The following is a 19,775-nucleotide window of genomic DNA, read 5'->3' as shown; positions in this document are numbered from 1 at the left end:
CTCCCTTTCGAGCCCATGAACGCCGAATCCTTCGTCTTCCCCGTCTCGTTTGCTCAGCAGCGGCTGTGGTTCCTCCACCTGATGCAGCCGGAGAACCCGAGCTACAACATCGCGGGAGCCGTCCGCCTCCATGGCACGCTCGACGTGAGCGCGCTCCAGCGAGCGTTCGATGCATTGGTGGAGCGACACGAGTCCCTGCGCACCACGTTCGCGCAAGAGGGTGGGCAGCCCGTCCAGGTCGTCGCGGTGGAGGGCGCGTGCCCCCTGTCGATCGTGGACCTGAGCACCCTGCCCCAGGACAAGTGCGAGGAGGAGGCCCGGCGGCAGGCGATGGAGGAGACCCGCCAGACCTTCGATCTGATGCGTGGGCCGGTGCTGCGTGCGCGCCTGTTCCGGCTGAACGCCGCGGATCACATCCTCGTGATGACGATCCATCACATCGTCTCGGACGGCGGCTCGCTGGGGATCCTCATCCGCGAGGTGGCGCAGCTCTACGCGGCCTTCTCCTCGGGCCGTGAGCCCGAGCTGGCGCCCCTGCCCATCCAGTACGCGGACTATGCCCAGTGGCAGCGCGACTGGCTTGGAACCGAGGGCGTGCTGACCGAGCACGTCGCCTACTGGAAGAAGCAGCTCGCGGGGGCTCCCGTGCTGCAGCTCCCCACGGACCACCCGCGCCCGGCCATCCAGACCCAGCGCGGAGCGCTGCTGCCCATCCACCTGCCCGCGGCGCTGGTGGCGGAGTTGCAGCGGCTCAGCCAGGGTGAGCGCGCCACGCTCTTCATGACGCTGTTGGCCTCCTTCCAGGCCCTGCTCTCGCGCTACACCCACCAGCAGGACATCCTCGTCGGCGCGCCCCAGAACAGCCGCACCCGCGTGCAGACCGAGGGCCTCATCGGCCTCTTCGTCAACACCCTGGTCCTGCGCACGGACCTGTCCGGCAACCCCACCTTCCGCGAGCTGATCCAGCGGGTGCGTGAGGTGACGCTGGGGGCCTACGCGCACCAGGACGTGCCCTTCGAGCGGCTGGTGGACGAAGTGCAGCCCGAGCGCAACCTGGCCTACACCCCGCTCTTCCAGGCCGCGTTCAACATGCAGGCCCAGGCGCCCCAGGAGCTGGTGCTTCCCGGGCTGAAGATCCAGCCGATCGAGGTCGAGACGGGCACCGCGAAGTTCGACCTGACGCTGGACCTGCAGGAGAGCGCCGACGGGCTGCGGGGCTTCATCGAGTACAACGCCGATCTGTTCGATCGCTCCACCATCGAGCGCTTCCGAGGGCACTTCCAGACCCTGCTCGAGGGTATCGCCACCCAGCCGGATCTGCGCCTGGATGCGCTGCCTCTGCTGACGAAAGCGGAGTGCCACCAGCTCCTCGAAGTCTGGCCGGTCCTCGAGAAGTTCCCCGGCAAGGACTGCCTGCATCAGCGCTTCGAGGCCCAGGTGCGGCTGCACCCGGAGGCCATCGCCGTGGTGGGCGACGGAGAGCGCCTCACGTACGCGGAGCTGGATCGCCGCGCCAACCAGCTGGCCCATGCCCTGATCGCGCGAGGTGTCAGGCCCGAAGCGCTGGTGGGCCTCTGCGTGGAGCGCTCACTGGCCACGGTGGTGGGTATCCTCGGAATCCTGAAGGCGGGCGCCGCCTACGTGCCGCTCGATCCGACGTACCCCGCCGACCGTCTGGCCTTCATGGTGGAAGACAGCCGGATGCCGCTCGTCATCACCCAGCGCCAGCTGGTGGAGCGTCTCCCGGCCGAGGGCACCGCGCTGCTCGTGCTGGATGAGGCCACCGAGGAGCTTGCGCGGCAGCCGGCTCACGCGCCGAACCTGCCGCTCAGCAGCGACCACCTCGCCTACGTCATCTACACCTCGGGCTCGACGGGTCGGCCCAAGGGCTCACTGCTGCCCCACAGCAACGTGATGCGCCTGTTCGAGGGGACCGATCACTGGTTCCACTTCGACGAGAAGGACGTCTGGACGCTGTTCCACTCCTACGCGTTCGACTTCTCGGTCTGGGAGATCTGGGGCGCGCTGATGTACGGCGGCAGGCTGGTGGTCGTCCCCTACATGGTCTCCCGCTCGCCGGATGCCTTCTACCAGTTGCTGAGCGACGAGCGCGTCACGGTGCTCAACCAGACGCCCGCCGCCTTCCGCCAGCTCATCCAGGCCGAGGAGCGACGCGAGTCAGGCGCACTGCCGCTCGCCTTGCGCTACGTCGTCTTCGGCGGCGAGGCGCTCGAGCCCGCCAGCCTCGTGCCCTGGTTCCGGAGGCACGGGGACACCCAGCCGCAGCTCATCAACATGTACGGCATCACCGAGACGACGGTGCATGTCACCTACCGGCCCATGAACGCCACGGAGGCCGAGCGCACCCAGCAGAGCCCGATCGGCGTGGCCATTCCCGACCTGCAGCTCTATGTGCTGGATGCGCGGCTCGAGCCCGTCCCCGTTGGCGTCGCGGGAGAGATCTTCGTGGGTGGCGCGGGCTTGGCGCGCGGCTACCTGGGCAGACCAGAGCTCACGGCGGAGCGCTTCATCGCGCACCCCTTCAGCAAGCAGCCCGGAGCCCGGCTCTATCGAACGGGCGATCTGGCGCGCTTCACGAAGGACGGACAGCTCGAATACCTGGGCCGCATCGACCACCAGGTGAAGATCCGCGGGTTCCGCATCGAGCTGGGAGAGATCCAGATCGTCCTCAGCCTGCACCCGGCCGTGCGTGAGGCCCTGGTGCTGGTGCGTGAGGACGCCGCGGGTACCAAGTCGCTGGTGGCCTACGTCGCCGCACCCAAGGAGAGCGCTCCGAGCGTCAGCGAGCTGCGGCAGTTCCTGCTCGGCAAGCTGCCGGACTACATGGTGCCCAGCGCCTTCGTGATGCTGGAGCAGATGCCGCTGACCGCCAACGGCAAGGTGGACCGCAAGGCGCTGCCCGCACCCGACCAGGCCCGCTCGGACCTGGCGCAGCAGTACGCCGCCCCCCGCACGAAGGCGGAGGAGGTCCTCTGCGCCATCTGGGCGCAGGTGCTGGACGTTCCGCGCGTGGGCATCCACGACAACTTCTTCGCGCTGGGAGGCGACTCGATCCTCAGCATCCAGGTGCTGACGCTGGCGCAGCAGCAGGGCATCCGCTTCTCGCTGCAGCAGCTCTTCCAGCACCAGACGGTGGCCACGCTGCTCCAGGCGGCTCAAGTCAGCACGGCCACGAGCGAGGAGACCCCACGCACCGAGCCCCTCAGCCTCATCTCGCCTCAGGATCGCGCCCGGCTGCCGGCGGATGTCGAGGACGCCTACCCGCTGGCTCGCATCCAGGCGGGAATGCTCTACCACATGGAGCTGGCGCCAAACTCGAACATCTACCACAACACCGACAGCTTCTATCTGCGCATGCGCGCGCAGTTGGACCCGGTGCTCTTCGAGCAGGCGGTGCAGGCAGTCGTCGCGCGTCAACCCGTGCTGCGCACGGCGTTCGACATGACGACCTACAGCGAGCCGCTCCAGCTGGTCCACCGGAGCGCGCACCTCTCCGTCGAGTTCGTCGACATCCGTCACCTGCCCGCGGAAGCGCAGGAGGCGGAGATCCGAAAGCTGCTGGAGGACGAGAAGGGGCGACACTTCGACCTGACGAAGCCTCCGCTGCTTCGCTTCTTCATCCACGTGCGCGGTGAGCGCGCCTTCCAGTTCACGCTCACCGAGTGCCACGCCATCATCGACGGCTGGAGCCTGCACTCCACGCTGGTCGAGATCTTCAACTACTACTACGCGCTGGAGAGTGGGCAGACGCCGCCAGCCCCGGAGCAGACGGGGCTGACCTACCGCGACTTCGTCGCCATGGAGCAGCGGGCCCTGGCCTCGGAGGAGCACCAGCGGTTCTGGCGCGATCAGCTTGTGGGAGGCTCGACCATGCGGGTGCCGCGCTGGCGCCGCCCGCTGGCCTCCCCCGAGCCGCGCATCGCCACCGTCAAGGTCCCCATCTCCCAGGAGATCCACGCGGGGCTACAGGCCCTGACGCGGGCCGCGGCGGTGCCCTTCAAGAGCGTGCTGCTGGCCTCCCACCTCAAGGTCATGAGCCTGCTGAGCGGCCAGGAGGACGTCATCACTGGCATGGGCGTCAACAGCCGCCCGGAGAATGGTGATGGCTCGAAGCTCCGAGGCATCTTCCTCAACACCATCCCCTTCCGCCTGCGGCTGGCGCCTGGGAGCTGGCGTTCGCTGGCCCAGCTCGCTTTCGAAGCCGAGCGCAAGCTCTACCCATACCGCCGCTACCCCATGGCCGACATCCAGCGGCAGTGGGGCCGCGAGACGCTCTACGAAGTCATGTTCAACTACATGCACTTCCACGTGCTCCACGATCTCTCGGGCTCGCTGGCGGCGATCGAGACGCTGGATGTCATCCGCTCCGAGGGGACGAACGTCACCCTGGCGGTCCACTTCCAGACCGAGCCGCACACCCAGGAGCTGACGCTCGAGCTGGACTACAACTCCGTCGAGCTGGACCACGCGCAGGTGGAGCAGATTGGCGCCTCCTTCGCACGCGTGCTCCATGCACTGGCCTTCCACGCCGAAGAGCCGCACCACACCTCCTCCGCCCTGCCGCAGGAGGAGCAGCGGCGGCTCCTCGTGGAGTGGAATGACACCTCCGCTTCGTACCCCTCGGAGACGACCTTCCAGGCGCTCTTCGAGACTCAGGCCGCGGCTTCGCCGGACGCCGTGGCGGTGGTCGAGGGCTCGCGCTCGCTGAGCTATCGCGCCCTGAACGAGCGTGCCAACCAGCTCGCCCACCACCTGCGCTCCTTGGGCGCCGGACCGGAGCGCGTGGTGGCGCTCTGCCTGGATCGCTCCATCGAGCTGCTCGTGGGTCTGCTGGGCGCGCTCAAGGCCGGCGCGGCCTACCTGCCGCTCGACCACACCTATCCCGCCGAGCGCCTGGCGTACATGTTGTCCGACTCGCGCGCGGACGTGCTGCTGACCACCCGGGCGCTCGAGGCGACCTTCAGCACTTCCAGCGTGAAGCGCTTCCACCTGGACGACGCGGAGCAGCTCAGCCGCTCGCCCACCCACGCGCCGCCCTCCACCGCAGGCGGCGAGGCCCTGGCCTACGTCATCTACACCTCGGGCTCCACGGGGCTCCCCAAGGGGACGATGGTCACGCAGCGTGGCCTCATCCAGTACCTCACCTGGGCCCTCCATACGTACCGGGTGACGCAGGGGCAGAGCGCCTTGGTGCATACCTCCATCGCCTTCGACGCCACCATCACCAGCCTGCTCACGCCGCTGCTGGTGGGTGGAACGGTGCGGCTCCTGCCTTCGGGCAAGGAAGTCGAGGCCCTCGCGCAGTCCCTGCAGGAGGAGAGTGGCCACGAGCTGGTCAAGCTCACGCCTGCCCACCTGCAGGCGCTGTCCAACCTGGTGCCGGCGCCCGCGCTGGCGAGGCTGGTCAGCACCTTCGTCGTGGGAGGCGAGGCCCTGGCGCCCGCGACGGCGGAGTTCTGGCGCAAGCAGGCTCCGGGTGTCCGGCTGATCAACGAGTACGGTCCGACGGAAACGGTCGTCGGGTGCTCCATCTATGACGTGACCCGCGAAGGCATCCGCGATGGCATCGTCCCCATCGGCCGGCCGATCTCGAACACGAAGCTGTATGTCCTCGATGAGCGGATGCAGCCGGTGCCCGTCGGCGTGGTGGGCGAGCTGTACATCGGCGGCGCGGGCGTGGCCCGTGGCTACCTGGGCCGCCCGGAGCTCACAGCCGAGCGCTTCGTGCCGGATCCGTTCGACGGGAGCCCCAGCCAGCGCCTCTACCGCACGGGAGATCTGGCGCGCTTCCTGGCGGATGGAAACATCGACTTCCTCGGCCGCCGCGATGGACAGGTGAAGCTGCGCGGCTATCGCATCGAGCTGGGCGAGGTCGAAGCCGCCCTGCGGCTGTACCCGGCCGTGAGTGACGCCGTGGCCCTGGTGCGCGAGGACGAGCCCGGCGACAAGCGGCTGGTCGCCTACGTCGTCTCTCACCCTGGTCAGCTCATGGAGACGGGCGCCCTGCGCACCTTCCTCCAGCAGCGGCTGCCCGGCTACATGGTGCCCTCCGCCTTCGTGGCGCTCGAGGCCCTGCCCCTCACGCCCAACGGCAAGGTGGATCGCAAGGCGCTCGCCGCGCCGGCACAGGAGACGGCCGACAACGTCGTCGGACCTCGCAATGATACCGAGGCGCTCATCTCCACCCTCTGGGCGGACGTGCTGCGCACGAACCGGTTCGGCATCCACGATCACTTCTTCGATCTGGGTGGGCACTCGCTGCTGGCGACGCAGGTGGTCTCGCGGGTGCGTGAGGCCTTTGGCGTGGAGCTTCCCATCGCCGCCCTCTTCGAGGCCCCCACCGTGGCCACCCTGGCGGAGCACATCCAGGTGCTGCGCGCGCGAGCCTCGGGCGAGACGCCTCCGCCTCCGCTGGAGGCCACCCCGCGCGACGGCGAGCTGCCCCTCTCGTTCGCTCAGCAGCGACTCTGGTTCCTGTACCAGATGGAGCCTGACAGCGCGTTCTACAACATGCCCGCCGTCCTCCGGCTCCAGGGTGCGATCGACCTGGACACGGTGCGCCGCTGCCTGACGGAGCTGCTCCACCGCCACGAGATCCTCCGGACGACGTTCCGGATGAGCGGGCAGACGCCGGTGCAGGTCATCAGCCCGTCCACGACCCCGGCCCTGGAGCTCGTTGACCTGCGGGAGCTACCCACCGAGCGTCGGGAGGAAGAGGCCCGCCGGCTGACCGATGCGGAGGCACAGCGCCCGTTCGATCTGGCACGCGGCCCTCTCTTCCGAGGCACCCTGCTGCGCCTGGGCGCGGAGGAGCACCTGCTGCTGCTCACGCTGCACCACATCATCGCGGACGGCTGGTCCTTGTCCGTGTTGGTGCGAGAGGTGGCCGAGCTCTATCGCGCCTTCTCCACCCAGCAGCCCTCGCCGCTCGCCGCACTTCCCGTACAGTACGGAGATTATGCGCGCTGGCAGCGCGGGTGGCTGTCAGGCCCCGTGCTCGAGCGACAGCTGGGCTACTGGAAGCAGCGCCTCACGGGCGCCACGCCCTTCCTGGCGCTGCCCACGGATCACCCACGCCCGCCGGTGCAGAGCTTCCGAGGCGCCACGCACCAGGGGCTGCTGCTGCCCGCTGACACGGCCGAGGCGCTGCGCAACCTCTGCCGGCGTGAGAGCGCCACGCCCTTCATGGCGCTGATGGCGGCCTTCCAGGTGCTGCTGCACCGCTACACCGGCGAGACGGACATCGTCGTCGGCACGGACATCGCCAACCGCAACCACTCCGGCACCGAGGGGCTGATCGGCTTCTTCGTCAATCAGCTCGTCATGCGCGGCGACCTGAGCGGCGAGCCCACCTTCCGGACCCTGCTCGCCCAAGCGCGGAAGATGTCCCTGGAGGCTTACGCGCACCAGGATCTCCCCTTCGAGGAGCTGGTCAAGGCGCTCAACCCCGAGCGCAACCTGGGGTACTCGCCCATCTTCCAGGTGAAGCTCATCCTCCAGAACGCGCCCTCCTCCGATCTGGAGCTGCCTGGGCTGACACTTCGCGAGGAGAGCAGCAACACGGGCGCGGCGAAGTTCGACATGACCTGGGTCGTCACCGAGACGGCGCGCGGGCTGGAGTGCCTGTGCGAGTACAGCACCGACCTGTACGAGCGGGCGACCATCGACCGGATGATGGGCCACCTGCGCGCACTGCTGGTGGGTGCCCTGGCTCAGCCCGAGGAGCACATCTCCCAGCTGCCGCTGATGTCCGAGCAAGAGCGCCACCCGATGCTGGTGGCCTGGAACGATACGGCCTCACCCCTGCCGTCGGACCGCTGCGCCCACCACCTCTTCGAGGAGCAGGCGGCGCGCACCCCCGACGCGGTGGCTGTCTCCTTCGAAGGGCAGCAGCTCACCTACCGTGAGCTGGATGCCCGGGCCAACCAGTTGGCCTGGTACCTGCGGGAGCGCGGCGTGGGGCCCGAGTCGCGGGTCGGCCTGTGCGTGGAGCGCTCGCTGGACATGGTGGTGGGCATCCTCGGCATCCTCAAGGCGGGAGGCGCCTGGCTGCCGCTGGACCCGACGTACCCGATGGAGCGGCTTGTCCTCATGATGCAGGAGGCGGCCATCCCTGTCCTCGTCACCCAGGAGCACCTGGCGGATGAGCTGCCGGCACTCGGGCTGCTGGTGTGCCTGGACACGGAGTGGCCTCAGATCGCCACCCAGCCGGTGGAGTCTCCACGGGTGGAGATGTCGCCGGACAACCTGGCCTACATCATCTTCACCTCGGGCTCGACGGGTCGCCCCAAGGGCACGCTCCTGTCGCACCGGGGCCTGTGCAACACGGCGCTGGCGGCGGCCCGTACTCACCGCGTCCGCCAGGACAGCCGCGTGCTGCAGTTCGCGGCGCTCGGCTTCGACGCCTCGGTCGCCGAGGTGTTCTCCACGTTGCTGGCGGGCGCTCGGCTGTGTCTGGCGTCGCGCGACGCCATCATGCCCGGGGCCCCACTGCAGGAGCTGCTGACCTCGCAGGCCATCACCACCGTGACGCTGACCCCCTCGGTGCTCGCGCAGCTGGAGCCAAAGACCTTGCCGGCGCTGGAGACGCTCATCTCCGCGGGCGAGGCCTGCACGCCGGAGCTGGCGCGCCGGTGGTCGGAGGGCCGGCTCTTCATCAACGCCTACGGCCCCACCGAGGTGACGGTGTGCGCCTCGCTGGAGGACGAGGTGGATCCGGATCGGCCCAGCATCGGCCGGGCCTGGCCCAATGTGCGGCTGTATGTGCTGGACGCGCGGCTGCAGCCGCTGCCCGTGGGCGTTCCGGGCGAGCTGTACATCGGCGGCGTGGGCGTGGCGCGCGGCTACCTGGATCGGCAGGAACTCACGGCCGAGCGCTTCATGCCGGAGCCCTTCGGCACGACGCCGGGCGCGCGCATGTACCGCACGGGAGACCGGGTGCGCTGGCGCAAGGACGGGAAGCTCGAGTTCCTCGGCCGCCTGGACCACCAGGTGAAGCTGCGCGGCTTCCGCATCGAGCTGGGAGAGATCGAGGCGGTGCTGGCGGAGCGTCCGGAGGTGAAGGAAGTCGCCGTCGTGGTGCGTGAGGAGACGCCGGGCCGCAAGCAGCTCGTCGCCTACCTCGTTCCCGATGAGGGCTCGGTTCTCGAGTCCGAAGCGCTGCGGCGCGCGCTGGAGTCCCGGCTGCCCGAGTACATGGTGCCCTCGGCCTTCATCATGCTGGAGGCTCTGCCGCTGACCTCCAGCGGGAAGTTGGACCGCAAGGCCCTGCCCTCTCTGGAGCAAGGGCTGGCGCAGCGCGAGTCCACCTATGTGGCGCCGCGCACACCAGTGGAGCAGACGCTGGCTGACATCTGGGCCTCGGTGCTGTCGCGGGAGCGCGTGGGCATCCACGACAACTTCTTCGAGCTGGGCGGCGACTCCATCGTCAGCATCCAGATCATCGCGCGCGCCATGGAAGTGGGGCTGCAGATCACCCCGCGGCAGTTCTTCCAGCACCAGACCATCGCCGCGCTGGCACCCAAGGTCGGCCAGGCGCAGCGAACCCGTGTCGATCAGGGCCCAGTGACAGGCCCCACGCCGCTCACGCCCATCCAGCACTGGTTCTTCGAGGGGGAGCTGCCTCAACTCCACCACTACAACCAGACGCTGCTGCTGGGGCTGCGCCAGCCGCTCTCTCCCACCGTGCTGGAGGGAGCACTTCGAGCGCTGGTGACGCACCACGACGCGCTGCGCCTGCGCTTCGAGAAGACGTCCGAGGGCTGGCAGCAGACGAACGCTGGCACCGAGAGCACCGTGTCGCTGCGTCAGGTGGATCTCTCTTCTCTGGAGGAAGGGCCTCAGCTCAAGACGCTGGAAGAAGAAGCCCAGCGGGCTCAGGCCAGCTTCCGCCTGGAGGAGGCCCCCCTGGTCTCGGCCGTCCTGTTCCACCTGGGCCCTCAGCGTGGCTCCCGCCTGCTGATCGCCATCCACCACCTGGTGGTGGATGCCGTCTCCTGGCGCGTGCTGCTCATGGATCTGGAGCTGGCGTGCCAGCAGTTGCAGCAAGGCAACCCGGTGTCGCTGCCGCCGAAGACGACCTCCTTCCAAACCTGGGCCCAGCGGCTGAACGCCTACGCGCAAGGCCCCGAGATGGAGCAGGAGGCCGCCTACTGGCTGGCACAGGGCAGCGATGTGCCTGCCCTCCCTGTGGATGGACCGGGCGGCGCCAACACGCAGGCCTCGGCACGGACCCTGACAGTCTCGCTGGAGGCCGAGGAGACGCGGCAGGTGCTCCAGGAGCTGCCGACGGCGTGGCGCGCCCGTATCGATGAGGTGCTGATCACCGCCTTGGCCCAGGCCCTCTCCACCTGGACGACGCAGCGCCGACTGCGCGTGCAGCTCGAGGGCCATGGCCGCGAGGAGCTCTTCGAGGACGTGGACCTCAGCCGCACCGTGGGCTGGTTCACCACCACCTATCCGGTGACGCTGGAGCTGCCGGAAGGCGGCTCGTGCGGTACAGAGTTGAGGGCCGTGCGCGATGCGCTGCGGCAGGTGCCTCGCAAGGGCCTGGGCTACGGGCTGCTGCGCTACCTGCGCCGGGACGCGCTGGGCCGACAGCTCCAGTCTCAGCCCGAGGCCTCGATCTCCTTCAACTACCTGGGCCAGCTCGACTCGGCCCTCCCCTCCGCCTCTCTCCTGGCCCCCGCCGATGAGGCCTCCGGCTCAACGCAGGGCGTGGGGGGTCAGCGCCGCCAGGCGCTGGAGGTGAACGCCCATGTGCTGGGAGGCAAGCTGGAGGTGTCCTTCACCTACAGCGAGGCGCTGCACCAGCGCCTCACAGTGGAGACACTGGCGCAGCTCTATCTCCAGGCACTGCGGGCGCTCGTGGCACAGCGGCGCTCCGACGATGCGGCCCGCTTCTCGCCCGCGGACTTCCCGTTGACCCGGGTGACGCAGTCCACGCTGGACGAGCTGATGCGCTCCAGCCCGGGGCTGGTGGACCTCTACCCGCTCTCGCCTATGCAGCAGGGCATGCTCTTCCACACCCTGCTGGACCCCGGCTCGGGGATGTACTTCGAGCGGGCGGCGTGGACGCTGGACACGGACCTGAACCCGGCCGCCCTGCGGCGCGCCTGGCAGCAGATCATGGAGCGCTACTCCATCCTGCGCACCCGCTTCGCCTGGGAGGGGATGGCGGAGCCCCTGCAGGTCGTGCTGCGCGAGGCGACCCTGCCCTGGGAAGAGCAGGACTTGCGCAGCCTGCCCGAGCAGGAGCAGCGCGCCCGGCTAGCGGAGTGGATGAAGAAGGACCAGGCACGCGGCTTCGATCCGAAGCGAGCGCCACTGATGCGCGTGGCCGTCCTGCGCCTGGCGGAGAAGAGCTGGCGGGTGGTGTGGAGCTTCCACCACCTGCTGCTGGACGGCTGGAGCGTCGGGAGGGTGCTGAACGAGGTGCTGGCGCTGTACGACGCCAACGTCCGCCAGGAGTCTCTGCGGCTGGAGGAGCCTCCGCGCTTCCGTGACTACATCGCGTGGCTCGTGGAGCGAGGAACGGCCAAGGCCGAGGGCTGGTGGAAGCAGGAACTGGCAGGCTTCACCGAGCCGACGCCGCTGCCCGGTGAGACGGGCGGCCAGGCCCGGAGCGCGCCTCAGGTCATGGCTGAGCGCAAGCTCATCATCCCCGCGGAGGTAACGGAGCAACTGCGCGCCTTCTCGCGCCGTCAGCAGGTGACGATCAACACGATGGTCCAGGCCGCCTGGGCGCTGGTGCTGGGGCGCCATGCCGGAGTGGAGGATGTCGTCTTCGGCGCCACCGTGGCCGGACGCCCGCCCGAACTGTCGGGCGTGGAGCAGATGGTGGGCCTCTTCATCAACACCCTCCCGGCGCGCGTGAAGCTGCCGTCCGGACAGAAGGTGGTGGACTGGCTCAAGGAGTTCCAGGCCTGGCAGGTGGAGCGCACGCCGTACGAGTACGCCCCGCTCGTCCAGGTTCAGGGGTGGAGCCAGGTGCCGCGCGGCACCCCGCTCTTCGAGAGCATCTTCGTCTTCGAGAACTACCCCGTGGAGGATGCGGTCCGGCAGGGCGCCAGCAGCTTCGAGGTGCGTGACGTGAGCGCCCAGGAGCGCACCAACTACCCCCTCACCCTCACGGCCCACGCCGACAAGGAGCTGCTCCTGTTGATCGACTTCGAGTCTCCGCGCCTCGAAGCGGGGGCCGTGGAGCGCATGCTCGGGCAGATGCGCACGCTCCTCGAAGGCATGATCGCCGGGGAAGAAAGGCACCTGTGGGAGCTGTCCCTGCTCACAGGGGCCGAGCGTCATCAGGTGCTGGTGGAGTGGAACGACACCCGGGTCACCCCAAGCCATGCCGCCTGCCTGCATGAGCTCATCGAGGCCCATGCACGCAAGACTCCCGAGGCCATCGCCGTCGTCTCGCCTGGGAGCCCTTCGCTGACCTATGGCGAGCTCGAGCGGCGAGCCAACCAGCTCGCCCACCACCTGCGCGCTCGTGGGGTGGGCCCGGAGCACCTCGTGGGCGTCTGCCTGGATCGCTCGCCCGAGCTGATCGTCTCGCTGCTGGGCATCCTCAAGGCTGGCGGCGCGTACGTGCCGCTGGATCCCACCTACCCCACCGAGCGGCTGACGCGGATGATCTCCGAGGCCCGCCTGTCCCTGCTGGTCACCCAGCGGGAGCTGGCGGAGACGCTCTCGAAGCCTGACGTACACCTGTACCTGCTGGACGCGAAGGCACCCGCACGAGCCGCGCTGCCCGAGGCCGTGCCACCCTTGCGCGCTTCGCTCGAGAACCTGGCCTACGCCGTCTTCACCTCCGGCTCCACGGGCACGCCCAAGGGCGTCATGATCTCCCACCGCAGCTGGGCCAACGCCTACCTCGGCTGGGAGCGGAGCTACGCGCTGAGGGAGGAGTGCCGAAGCCATCTGCAGATGGCGAGCTTCTCCTTCGACGTCTTCGCCGGCGACTTCGCCCGAGCGCTCGGCTCGGGCGGCAAGCTGGTGCTCTGCCCGAGAGAGTGGCTGCTCGAGCCCCCGCGCCTGTACGCACTGATGAAAGAGGAGCAGGTGGACTGCGCCGAGTTCGTCCCGGCCGTGCTGCGTGGCCTGCTGCAACACCTGGAGGAGACGCAGCAGAAGCTGGACTTCATGCACGTCCTGGTCGCGGGCTCCGACGCCTGGTACGTGAACGAGTACTACCGCCTCCAGGGAGTCATCGGCGAGTCCACTCGGCTCATCAACTCCTACGGCGTCACCGAGGCCACCATCGACAGCACGTGGTTCGAGGGCGAGGGATTGGGCGCGGTGGACAACCAACTGGTTCCCATCGGGCGTCCCTTCGCCAACAACCGCCTCTATGTGCTGGATGCACACCTGCAGCCCGTGCCCCCGAACATCGCGGGTGAGCTGTTCATCGGCGGCGAGGGCGTGGCCCGAGGCTACTGCCACCGCCCGGAGCTGACGGCCGAGCGCTTCGTGCCCGATCCCTTCGGAGAGGCCGGAGCGCGGCTGTACCGCACGGGAGACCGGGCGCGCTACTTGCTGGATGGGAACCTCGAGTTCCTGGGCCGCGCGGACACGCAGGTCAAGCTGCGAGGCTTCCGCGTGGAGCTGGGAGAGATCGAATCCGCGCTGGGCAAGCACCCCTCCGTGCAGGCCGCGGTGGTCCTGCTGCGCGAGGATCCGCAGAGCCCTCGGCGGCTCGTCAGCTACGTGGTCGGCAAGACGACGGAGTTGGACTTCACGGCGCTGCGCGACTTCCTGCGCGAGCGGCTGCCCGACTACATGATCCCGGCCCTCTTCGTCCGCATGGACGCGCTCCCGCTGACGCCCAACGGGAAGGTGGATCGCAAGGCCCTTCCGGCGCCCGACGCTACCCAGCGTGCCGCCGAGGCCCAGCTGGTCGCGCCTCGCACGGCCACCGAGACCGAGCTCCTGGCCATCTGGCGCGAGGTGCTCGGACTGGAGTCCATCAGCGTGCTGGACAACTTCTTCGACGTCGGTGGGCACTCGCTGCTGGCCACGCAGATCATCTCCCGGGCGAACACCGCGTTCCGCGTCGCGCTGCCCCTGCGTGACCTCTTCGAGCACCCCACCATCGGGGAGCTGTCCGAGAAGATCGTCCTCGCGCAGCTCGAGCAGGTCGACGCGTCGGCCCTCTCGCAGGCGCTGGACGAGGTGGATGGCCTGTCCGAGGAGGAGCTGAAGCAGTTGCTGGAGAAGGCCCATGAATGACGTGTTGAAGAAGCTGGCGGGGCTCTCTCCAGAGAAGCGCGAGCTCCTCCTCAAGAAGCTGCGTCAACAGAACGCGGTCGCGGCACCCCAGGCGGAGGCCCGGCCCTCCGCCATTCCCCGGGCGCCGCGCTCGCAGCCCCTGCCGCTCTCCTTCCCCCAGCGCCGTCTCTGGTTCCTGGATCAGTTCGAGCCTGGGACTCCCGCCTACAACATCCCGGAGTTCGCGCGCCTGCTCGGGCCGCTCCAGGTGGAGGTGCTGGAGCGCAGCCTCAACGAGGTGATCCGGCGGCATGAGATCCTCCGGACCACCTTCGTGGCCGAGGGCGGCGAGCCGCTCCAGCGCATCCTCCCTCAGCTGACGATCTCGCTGCCCGTGGTGGCCCTCGGGCACCTGCCGGAGGCCGAGCGCCAGGCGCGCTGTCAGGAACTGGCGCTCCAGGTGGCTGGCACCTCCTTTGATCTCTCCCAGGGGCCGCTCCTCCGGGCCACTCTGGTACGACTGGGAGCGGAAGAGCACGTCCTGCTGCTCGTGGTTCACCACATCATCTCGGATGGGTGGTCCACGAGCATCATCGTGCGGGAGCTGGCCACCCTCTACGAGTCCTTCTCGCGCCATCAGACCTCTCCGCTGCCGGAGCTGTCCGTGCAGTACGCCGACTTCGCCATGTGGCAGCGGCAACACCTCCAAGGAGAGGTGCTCGCCTCGCAGCTGGACTACTGGCGCCGTGCGCTCGATGGCAGCGACAGCGCGCTCAAGCTGCCCACCGACAGGCCTCGCCCGCGCGTGCGCACCCACGCTGGCGGCAAGCGCTCCTTCCGGGTGGACGCGGCGGTGGCGCGGCAGCTCCGGGCCCTTGGTGGCCAGGAGAAGGCCTCGCTCTTCATGGTGATGCTGGCGGCACTCCAGACCCTGCTCTTCCGCTACACGCGCGAGCCGCAGATCAGCGTCGGCACCTACATCGCCAACCGGAATCGGACCGAGGTCGAGCCCCTCATCGGCTTCTTCCTCAACACGCTGGTCATGCGCACGGAGCTGTCCGGCAACCCGAGCTTCCGCGCATTGCTGCGTCGCGTGGTGGACGTGACGCTCGGGGCCTACGCGCACCAGGACGTTCCCTTCGAGAAGCTGCTGGAGGAGCTGGCGCCCACGCGTGACACCAGCTTCTCTCCCTTCTTCCAGGTGATGCTGGTGCTGCAGAACACCCCTGCCGCCTCCGCGGACCTGGGCAAGCTGCGCCTGGAGCCCTTCAGCACCGGGGGCGAGCCATTCGCCCAATTCGATCTGACGCTCTGGCTCGTCGAGGAGGCAGAGGGGCTGGAGGGCGTCTGGGAGTACAACCGCGATCTCTTCGACGCCTCGACCATCGAGCGCATGGTCGCCCACTTCCAGACGCTGTTGGCCGGCATCGCCACCCAGCCCGATCGGCGGCTCAGCGAGCTGCCCCTGCTCCCGGACACGGAGCGGCACCGGCTGCTGCGCGAGTGGAACCAGACGGAGCAGTCGTTCTCTCCGGGCACCTGTCTGCACCACCTGGTCGAAGCCCACGCGGCGCGGACACCAGACACCATCGCCGTCGCGGATCCGGACCGTCGCCTCACCTACGCCGAGCTCAACCGCAAGGCGAACCAACTGGCACACCACCTGCGCTCCCTGGGCACCGGTCCAGAGCAGATCATCGGCATCTTCCTGGAGCGCTCCGTGGAGGTGGCGGTCGCGGTGCTCGCCGTGCTCAAGGCCGGTGGCGCCTACGTGCCCCTGGATCCTTCGTATCCCGCGGATCGCACGGCGCTGATGCTCTCCGACAGCCGTCCTCATGTCCTCGTGACGCGCGAGGCGCTGCGCTCCGCCCTTCCGTCCTCCTTGCCTCTCCTGGTGCGCGTGGATGCCGATGCCGACGCCATCGGCCGCCACCCCACCACGAACCCAGAGGGCGGCGCGGCGCCGGACCACCTGGCCTACGTCGTCTACACCTCGGGCTCCACGGGGCGTCCCAAGGGCGTGATGGTGACGCACCGCAGCCTCGCCAACTCGTACTTCGCGTGGGAGCGGGACTATCGGCTCCCGACTCTGCGCGCCCACCTGCAGATGGCGAGCTTCTCCTTCGACGTCTTCTCGGGCGATCTCACCCGCGCGCTGGGCTCGGGGGCCGCGCTGGTGCTCTGCCCTCGGGAGTGGCTGCTCGAACCGGAGAAGCTCTATGCCCTGATGCGGCGAGAGCAGGTGGACTGCGGCGAGTTCGTGCCCGCGGTCGTCCGGTTGCTGATGGGCTACCTCCAGGACCAGGCGCAACGGCTGGACTTCATGCGGCTGGTCATCGTCGGCTCCGACACCTGGGACATGCGCGAGTACCACCAGCTCCGGGGTTTCTGCGGGCCGGACACCCGGCTGGTGAGTTCCTACGGCTTGAGCGAGGCGACGATCGACAGCACCTGGTTCGAGAACGTCACGCCCACGCCGAGCGAGCAGATCGTCCCCATTGGCCGCCCCTTCGCCAACACGCAGATGTACCTGCTGGACGCTTCGATGCAGCCTGTCCCCATCGGAACTCCCGGGGAGCTGTACGTAGGCGGCGTGGGGCTGGCGCGAGGCTACTGGGGTCAGCCGGACTTGACCGCCGATCGCTTCATCCCGAATCCGTTCGATGCCACGCCCGGCGCGCGCCTGTACCGCACGGGTGACATGGCGCGCTACGCGGCGGATGGGACGATCGGCTTCATCGGCCGCAACGACACCCAGGTGAAGATCCGCGGCCACCGCATCGAGCTGGACGAGATCAAGGCGAAGCTGCTGGAGCACACCGCCGTCAAGGCCGTCGAGCTGCTCGTCCACGATGAGAACGGCAACAAGCAGATCATCGCCTATCTCACCCTGTCCGAACCCCAGGCGGCTACCGCCGAAGAGCTGCGGCAGGGACTCAAGAAGCAGTTGCCCCCTTACATGGTCCCCGCGGCGCTCATCCTCATGGAGGCGTTTCCGCTCACGCCCAACGGCAAGGTGGATCGCAAGGCCCTGCCCCTGCCCAAGGGGATCCAGCGGGACCCGCAGGAGGGCTTCGTCGCTCCCCGCGACGAGGTGGAGCAGCGCCTCGCGGCCATCTGGGAGGAGCTGCTGTCGGTGCGCCCGATCGGCGTTCACGACAACTTCTTCGACCTGGGCGGTCACTCGCTGCTGGCCGTCCGGCTGACGGTACGCATCCGTGAGCAGCTCGGGCGCACCGTGCCGCTGGCGACGCTCTTCCAGGGTCCCACCCTCGAGCAGCTCGCCAAGGCCCTCCAGCAGGAGTCCTCTCCACGGCCCTGGTCTCCCTTGGTGACGCTCCAGGCGGGCAGTGGACAGCCCCCGCTGTTCTGCGTGCCGGGTGCAGGTGGAAACACCCTGTACCTTCGAGAGCTGGCGCGGCGGCTCGGCCCCTCGCAGCCAGTCCACGGCCTGCAGGCCCGAGGGCTGGATGGGCTTGCCCCCGCGCACCAGTCCGTCGAGGAGATGGCGACGTGCTACCTCGAAGCCCTCCAGCAGGTGCAGCCGCGTGGACCCTACTTCCTGCTAGGCCACTCCTTCGGAAGCTGGATCGCGTTCGAGATGGCGCAGCAGCTCCGCAAGAAAGGAGAAGAGGTCGCCTTCCTGGGCATCCTCAACACCACCATTCCTCTCGAGCAGCCCTCTACCGTCGAAGGCCCCTCCTTCGATGATGCGGACTGGATGGCCTCTGTCGCCAGCACCGCCGGCCGTCTGTACGGCGTGGAACTCGCCATCTCCGCCGAGGCGCTCCGACCGCGTTCTCCCGAGGAGCGCCGCGAGCTTCTGACACGGCGCCTCATCGAAACGGGCCTCCTGCCCCCCGGCACGAGCAGCCAGCAAGTTCAGGGATTCGTCGACGTCTACAAGGCCGCCTATCAGATCACCTATCTCCCAAGGGAGACGCGCCCCGTGCCCATCACCCTCTTCCAGGCCCAGGAGCGGCACGAAGAGGATGGCATCGTCCCGTCGGACTTCCTCGATGACCCGAGCTGGGGCTGGAAGCGTTACGCTGCTCGCCCTGTCTCCATCGAGCGTGTCCCCGGTGACCACATGACCATGATGGCCACGCCCCACGTCGAGCAGCTGGCGGAGAAAGTGCGCCAGCACTTGAACCGCGCCCAGACCGAGGTCCTCAGATGACCGAGGCCGCGACGCCGCCCCCACCTGCCTTCCCGCTCAAGGTCGCCGTGCTCATCTGGCTCGGGCAGGTGCTGTCATTGCTGGGCTCGGGGCTGACCAGCTTCGCGCTCGGGGTGTGGACCTACGAGACCTCGGGAGGGGTGACACGCTTCGCGCTCATCATGCTGTGCGCCAGCCTTCCCGCCATCTTGCTGGGACCGGTGGCGGGGGCGCTCGTGGATCGCTGGAATCGCCGCTGGGTCATCCTCCTGAGCGACATGACCTCCGGGCTGATGACCTTGGTGCTCGCGGCCCTCCACTTCACCGGACAGCTGCAACCCTGGCACGCCTACTTCACGACGGCCGTCGTCTCGATGGCCAGCGCGTTCCAGCAGCCCGCCTTCTCCGTTCTGGTCTCCACGATCGTTCCAGCCCAGCACCTGGGCCGGGCGAACGGCGTCGTCCAGTTGGGGCTGGCCTTCTCGCAGCTGGCGGCGCCCCTGGCCAGCGCCTCGCTCCTGGCAATGGTGGGCCTGGAGGGCATCCTGGTGATCGACGCCGCGACCTTCCTCCTCGGCATCCTGCCCCTGCTGCTGTTGCGCATCCCCGTCCAGTACCTCGTCTCCCCCTCCCAGGAGCGGCCGCCCCCGCTCGCCACTTCGGTGCGGGAGGGTGGCGCGTACCTGAGAGCCTCTCCTGGCCTGCTGATCCTGCTGGGCCTGCTGGCCACCACCAACTTCTTCACGGGGGCCGTCGAGGTTCTGGTGACGCCGCTGGTGCTCTCGCTGGCCAATGTGACGACGCTGGCGACGATCACCACCGCGGGCGGCCTGGGGATGGTGGCGGGCAGCGTGGCCATGAGCGTCTGGGGCGGTCCCAAGCGCAGGGCCCACGGCATCCTGGCCTTCCAGCTCTGCGGCGGGCTCCTCCTCCTCCTCGTGGGAGTGACGACCTCCATCCCTCTGCTGATGGGGGTCGCCTTCTGCTTCTTCTTCAGCCTGCCCCTCATCAATGGGACCAGTCAGGCCCTGCTCCAGAGTCAGGTTCCCCTGGAGCTGCGCGGCCGAGTCTTCGCCTTCACGGGCACCCTCAGCGGGGCCATGCTGCCGTTGGCCTATGCCATCTCCGGTCCCCTGGCGGATCTCGTGTTCGAGCCGGCGCTGCGTCCAGGCGGAGCGCTCGTCCCCTTCGTGGGGAGGCTCGTCGGCGAGGGAGCGGGGCGAGGCATCGCCGTCATGTTCTTCATCGCTGGCGCCATGACGATCCTCGTGACGGCACTGGCGGCGCTCTCGCGTTCCCTGCGTGGCCTCGATGACGCCGAGGCCGCTGTCTCCAACCCTGTCGCCATGAGTCCGTGATCTCCCCCCGAGCCCCAGAAACAGGAGCC

At 68.7% G+C, this 19,775-nt stretch carries 3 protein-coding genes; all 3 read left to right on the top strand.

All coding sequences use genetic code 11. From position 1 onward, the window contains the following. The first annotated feature begins 15 nt into the window (after positions 1 to 15). Genes SYV04_RS24035 through SYV04_RS24025 form a run of 3 tightly spaced genes read left to right on the top strand, consistent with a single transcriptional unit; the run spans position 16 to position 19,746 of the window. Positions 16 to 14,250, top strand: a complete 14,235-nt coding sequence (locus SYV04_RS24035) for a non-ribosomal peptide synthetase (protein ID WP_321548204.1) — start codon at positions 16 to 18, stop codon at positions 14,248 to 14,250. Continuing rightward, the gene (locus SYV04_RS24030; protein WP_321548203.1) at positions 14,243 to 18,409 is read left to right on the top strand and encodes a non-ribosomal peptide synthetase; all 4,167 of its coding nucleotides are present in this window, start codon (positions 14,243 to 14,245) and stop codon (positions 18,407 to 18,409) included. Before SYV04_RS24035 ends, SYV04_RS24030 begins: the two co-directional genes overlap by 8 nt. Beyond that, positions 18,406 to 19,746, top strand: a complete 1,341-nt coding sequence (locus tag SYV04_RS24025; protein WP_321548202.1) for an MFS transporter — start codon at positions 18,406 to 18,408, stop codon at positions 19,744 to 19,746. The genes SYV04_RS24030 and SYV04_RS24025 overlap by 4 nt, the downstream gene beginning before the upstream one ends. Positions 19,747 to 19,775: the final 29 nt, after the last annotated feature.

The sequence above is a fragment of the Hyalangium ruber genome, from assembly GCF_034259325.1.
In the GTDB taxonomy this organism is placed as follows: domain Bacteria; phylum Myxococcota; class Myxococcia; order Myxococcales; family Myxococcaceae; genus Hyalangium_A; species Hyalangium_A rubrum.
This window is presented reverse-complemented; position numbering and strand designations above follow the sequence as displayed.

Excerpts from the sequence above, each read along its gene's own strand:
- SYV04_RS24035 (WP_321548204.1), top strand. The coding sequence starts at position 16 with ATGAACGCCGAATCCTTCGTCTTCCCCGTCTCGTTTGCTCAGCAGCGG.
- SYV04_RS24030 (WP_321548203.1), top strand. The coding sequence starts at position 14,243 with ATGAATGACGTGTTGAAGAAGCTGGCGGGGCTCTCTCCAGAGAAGCGC.
- SYV04_RS24025 (WP_321548202.1), top strand. The coding sequence starts at position 18,406 with ATGACCGAGGCCGCGACGCCGCCCCCACCTGCCTTCCCGCTCAAGGTC.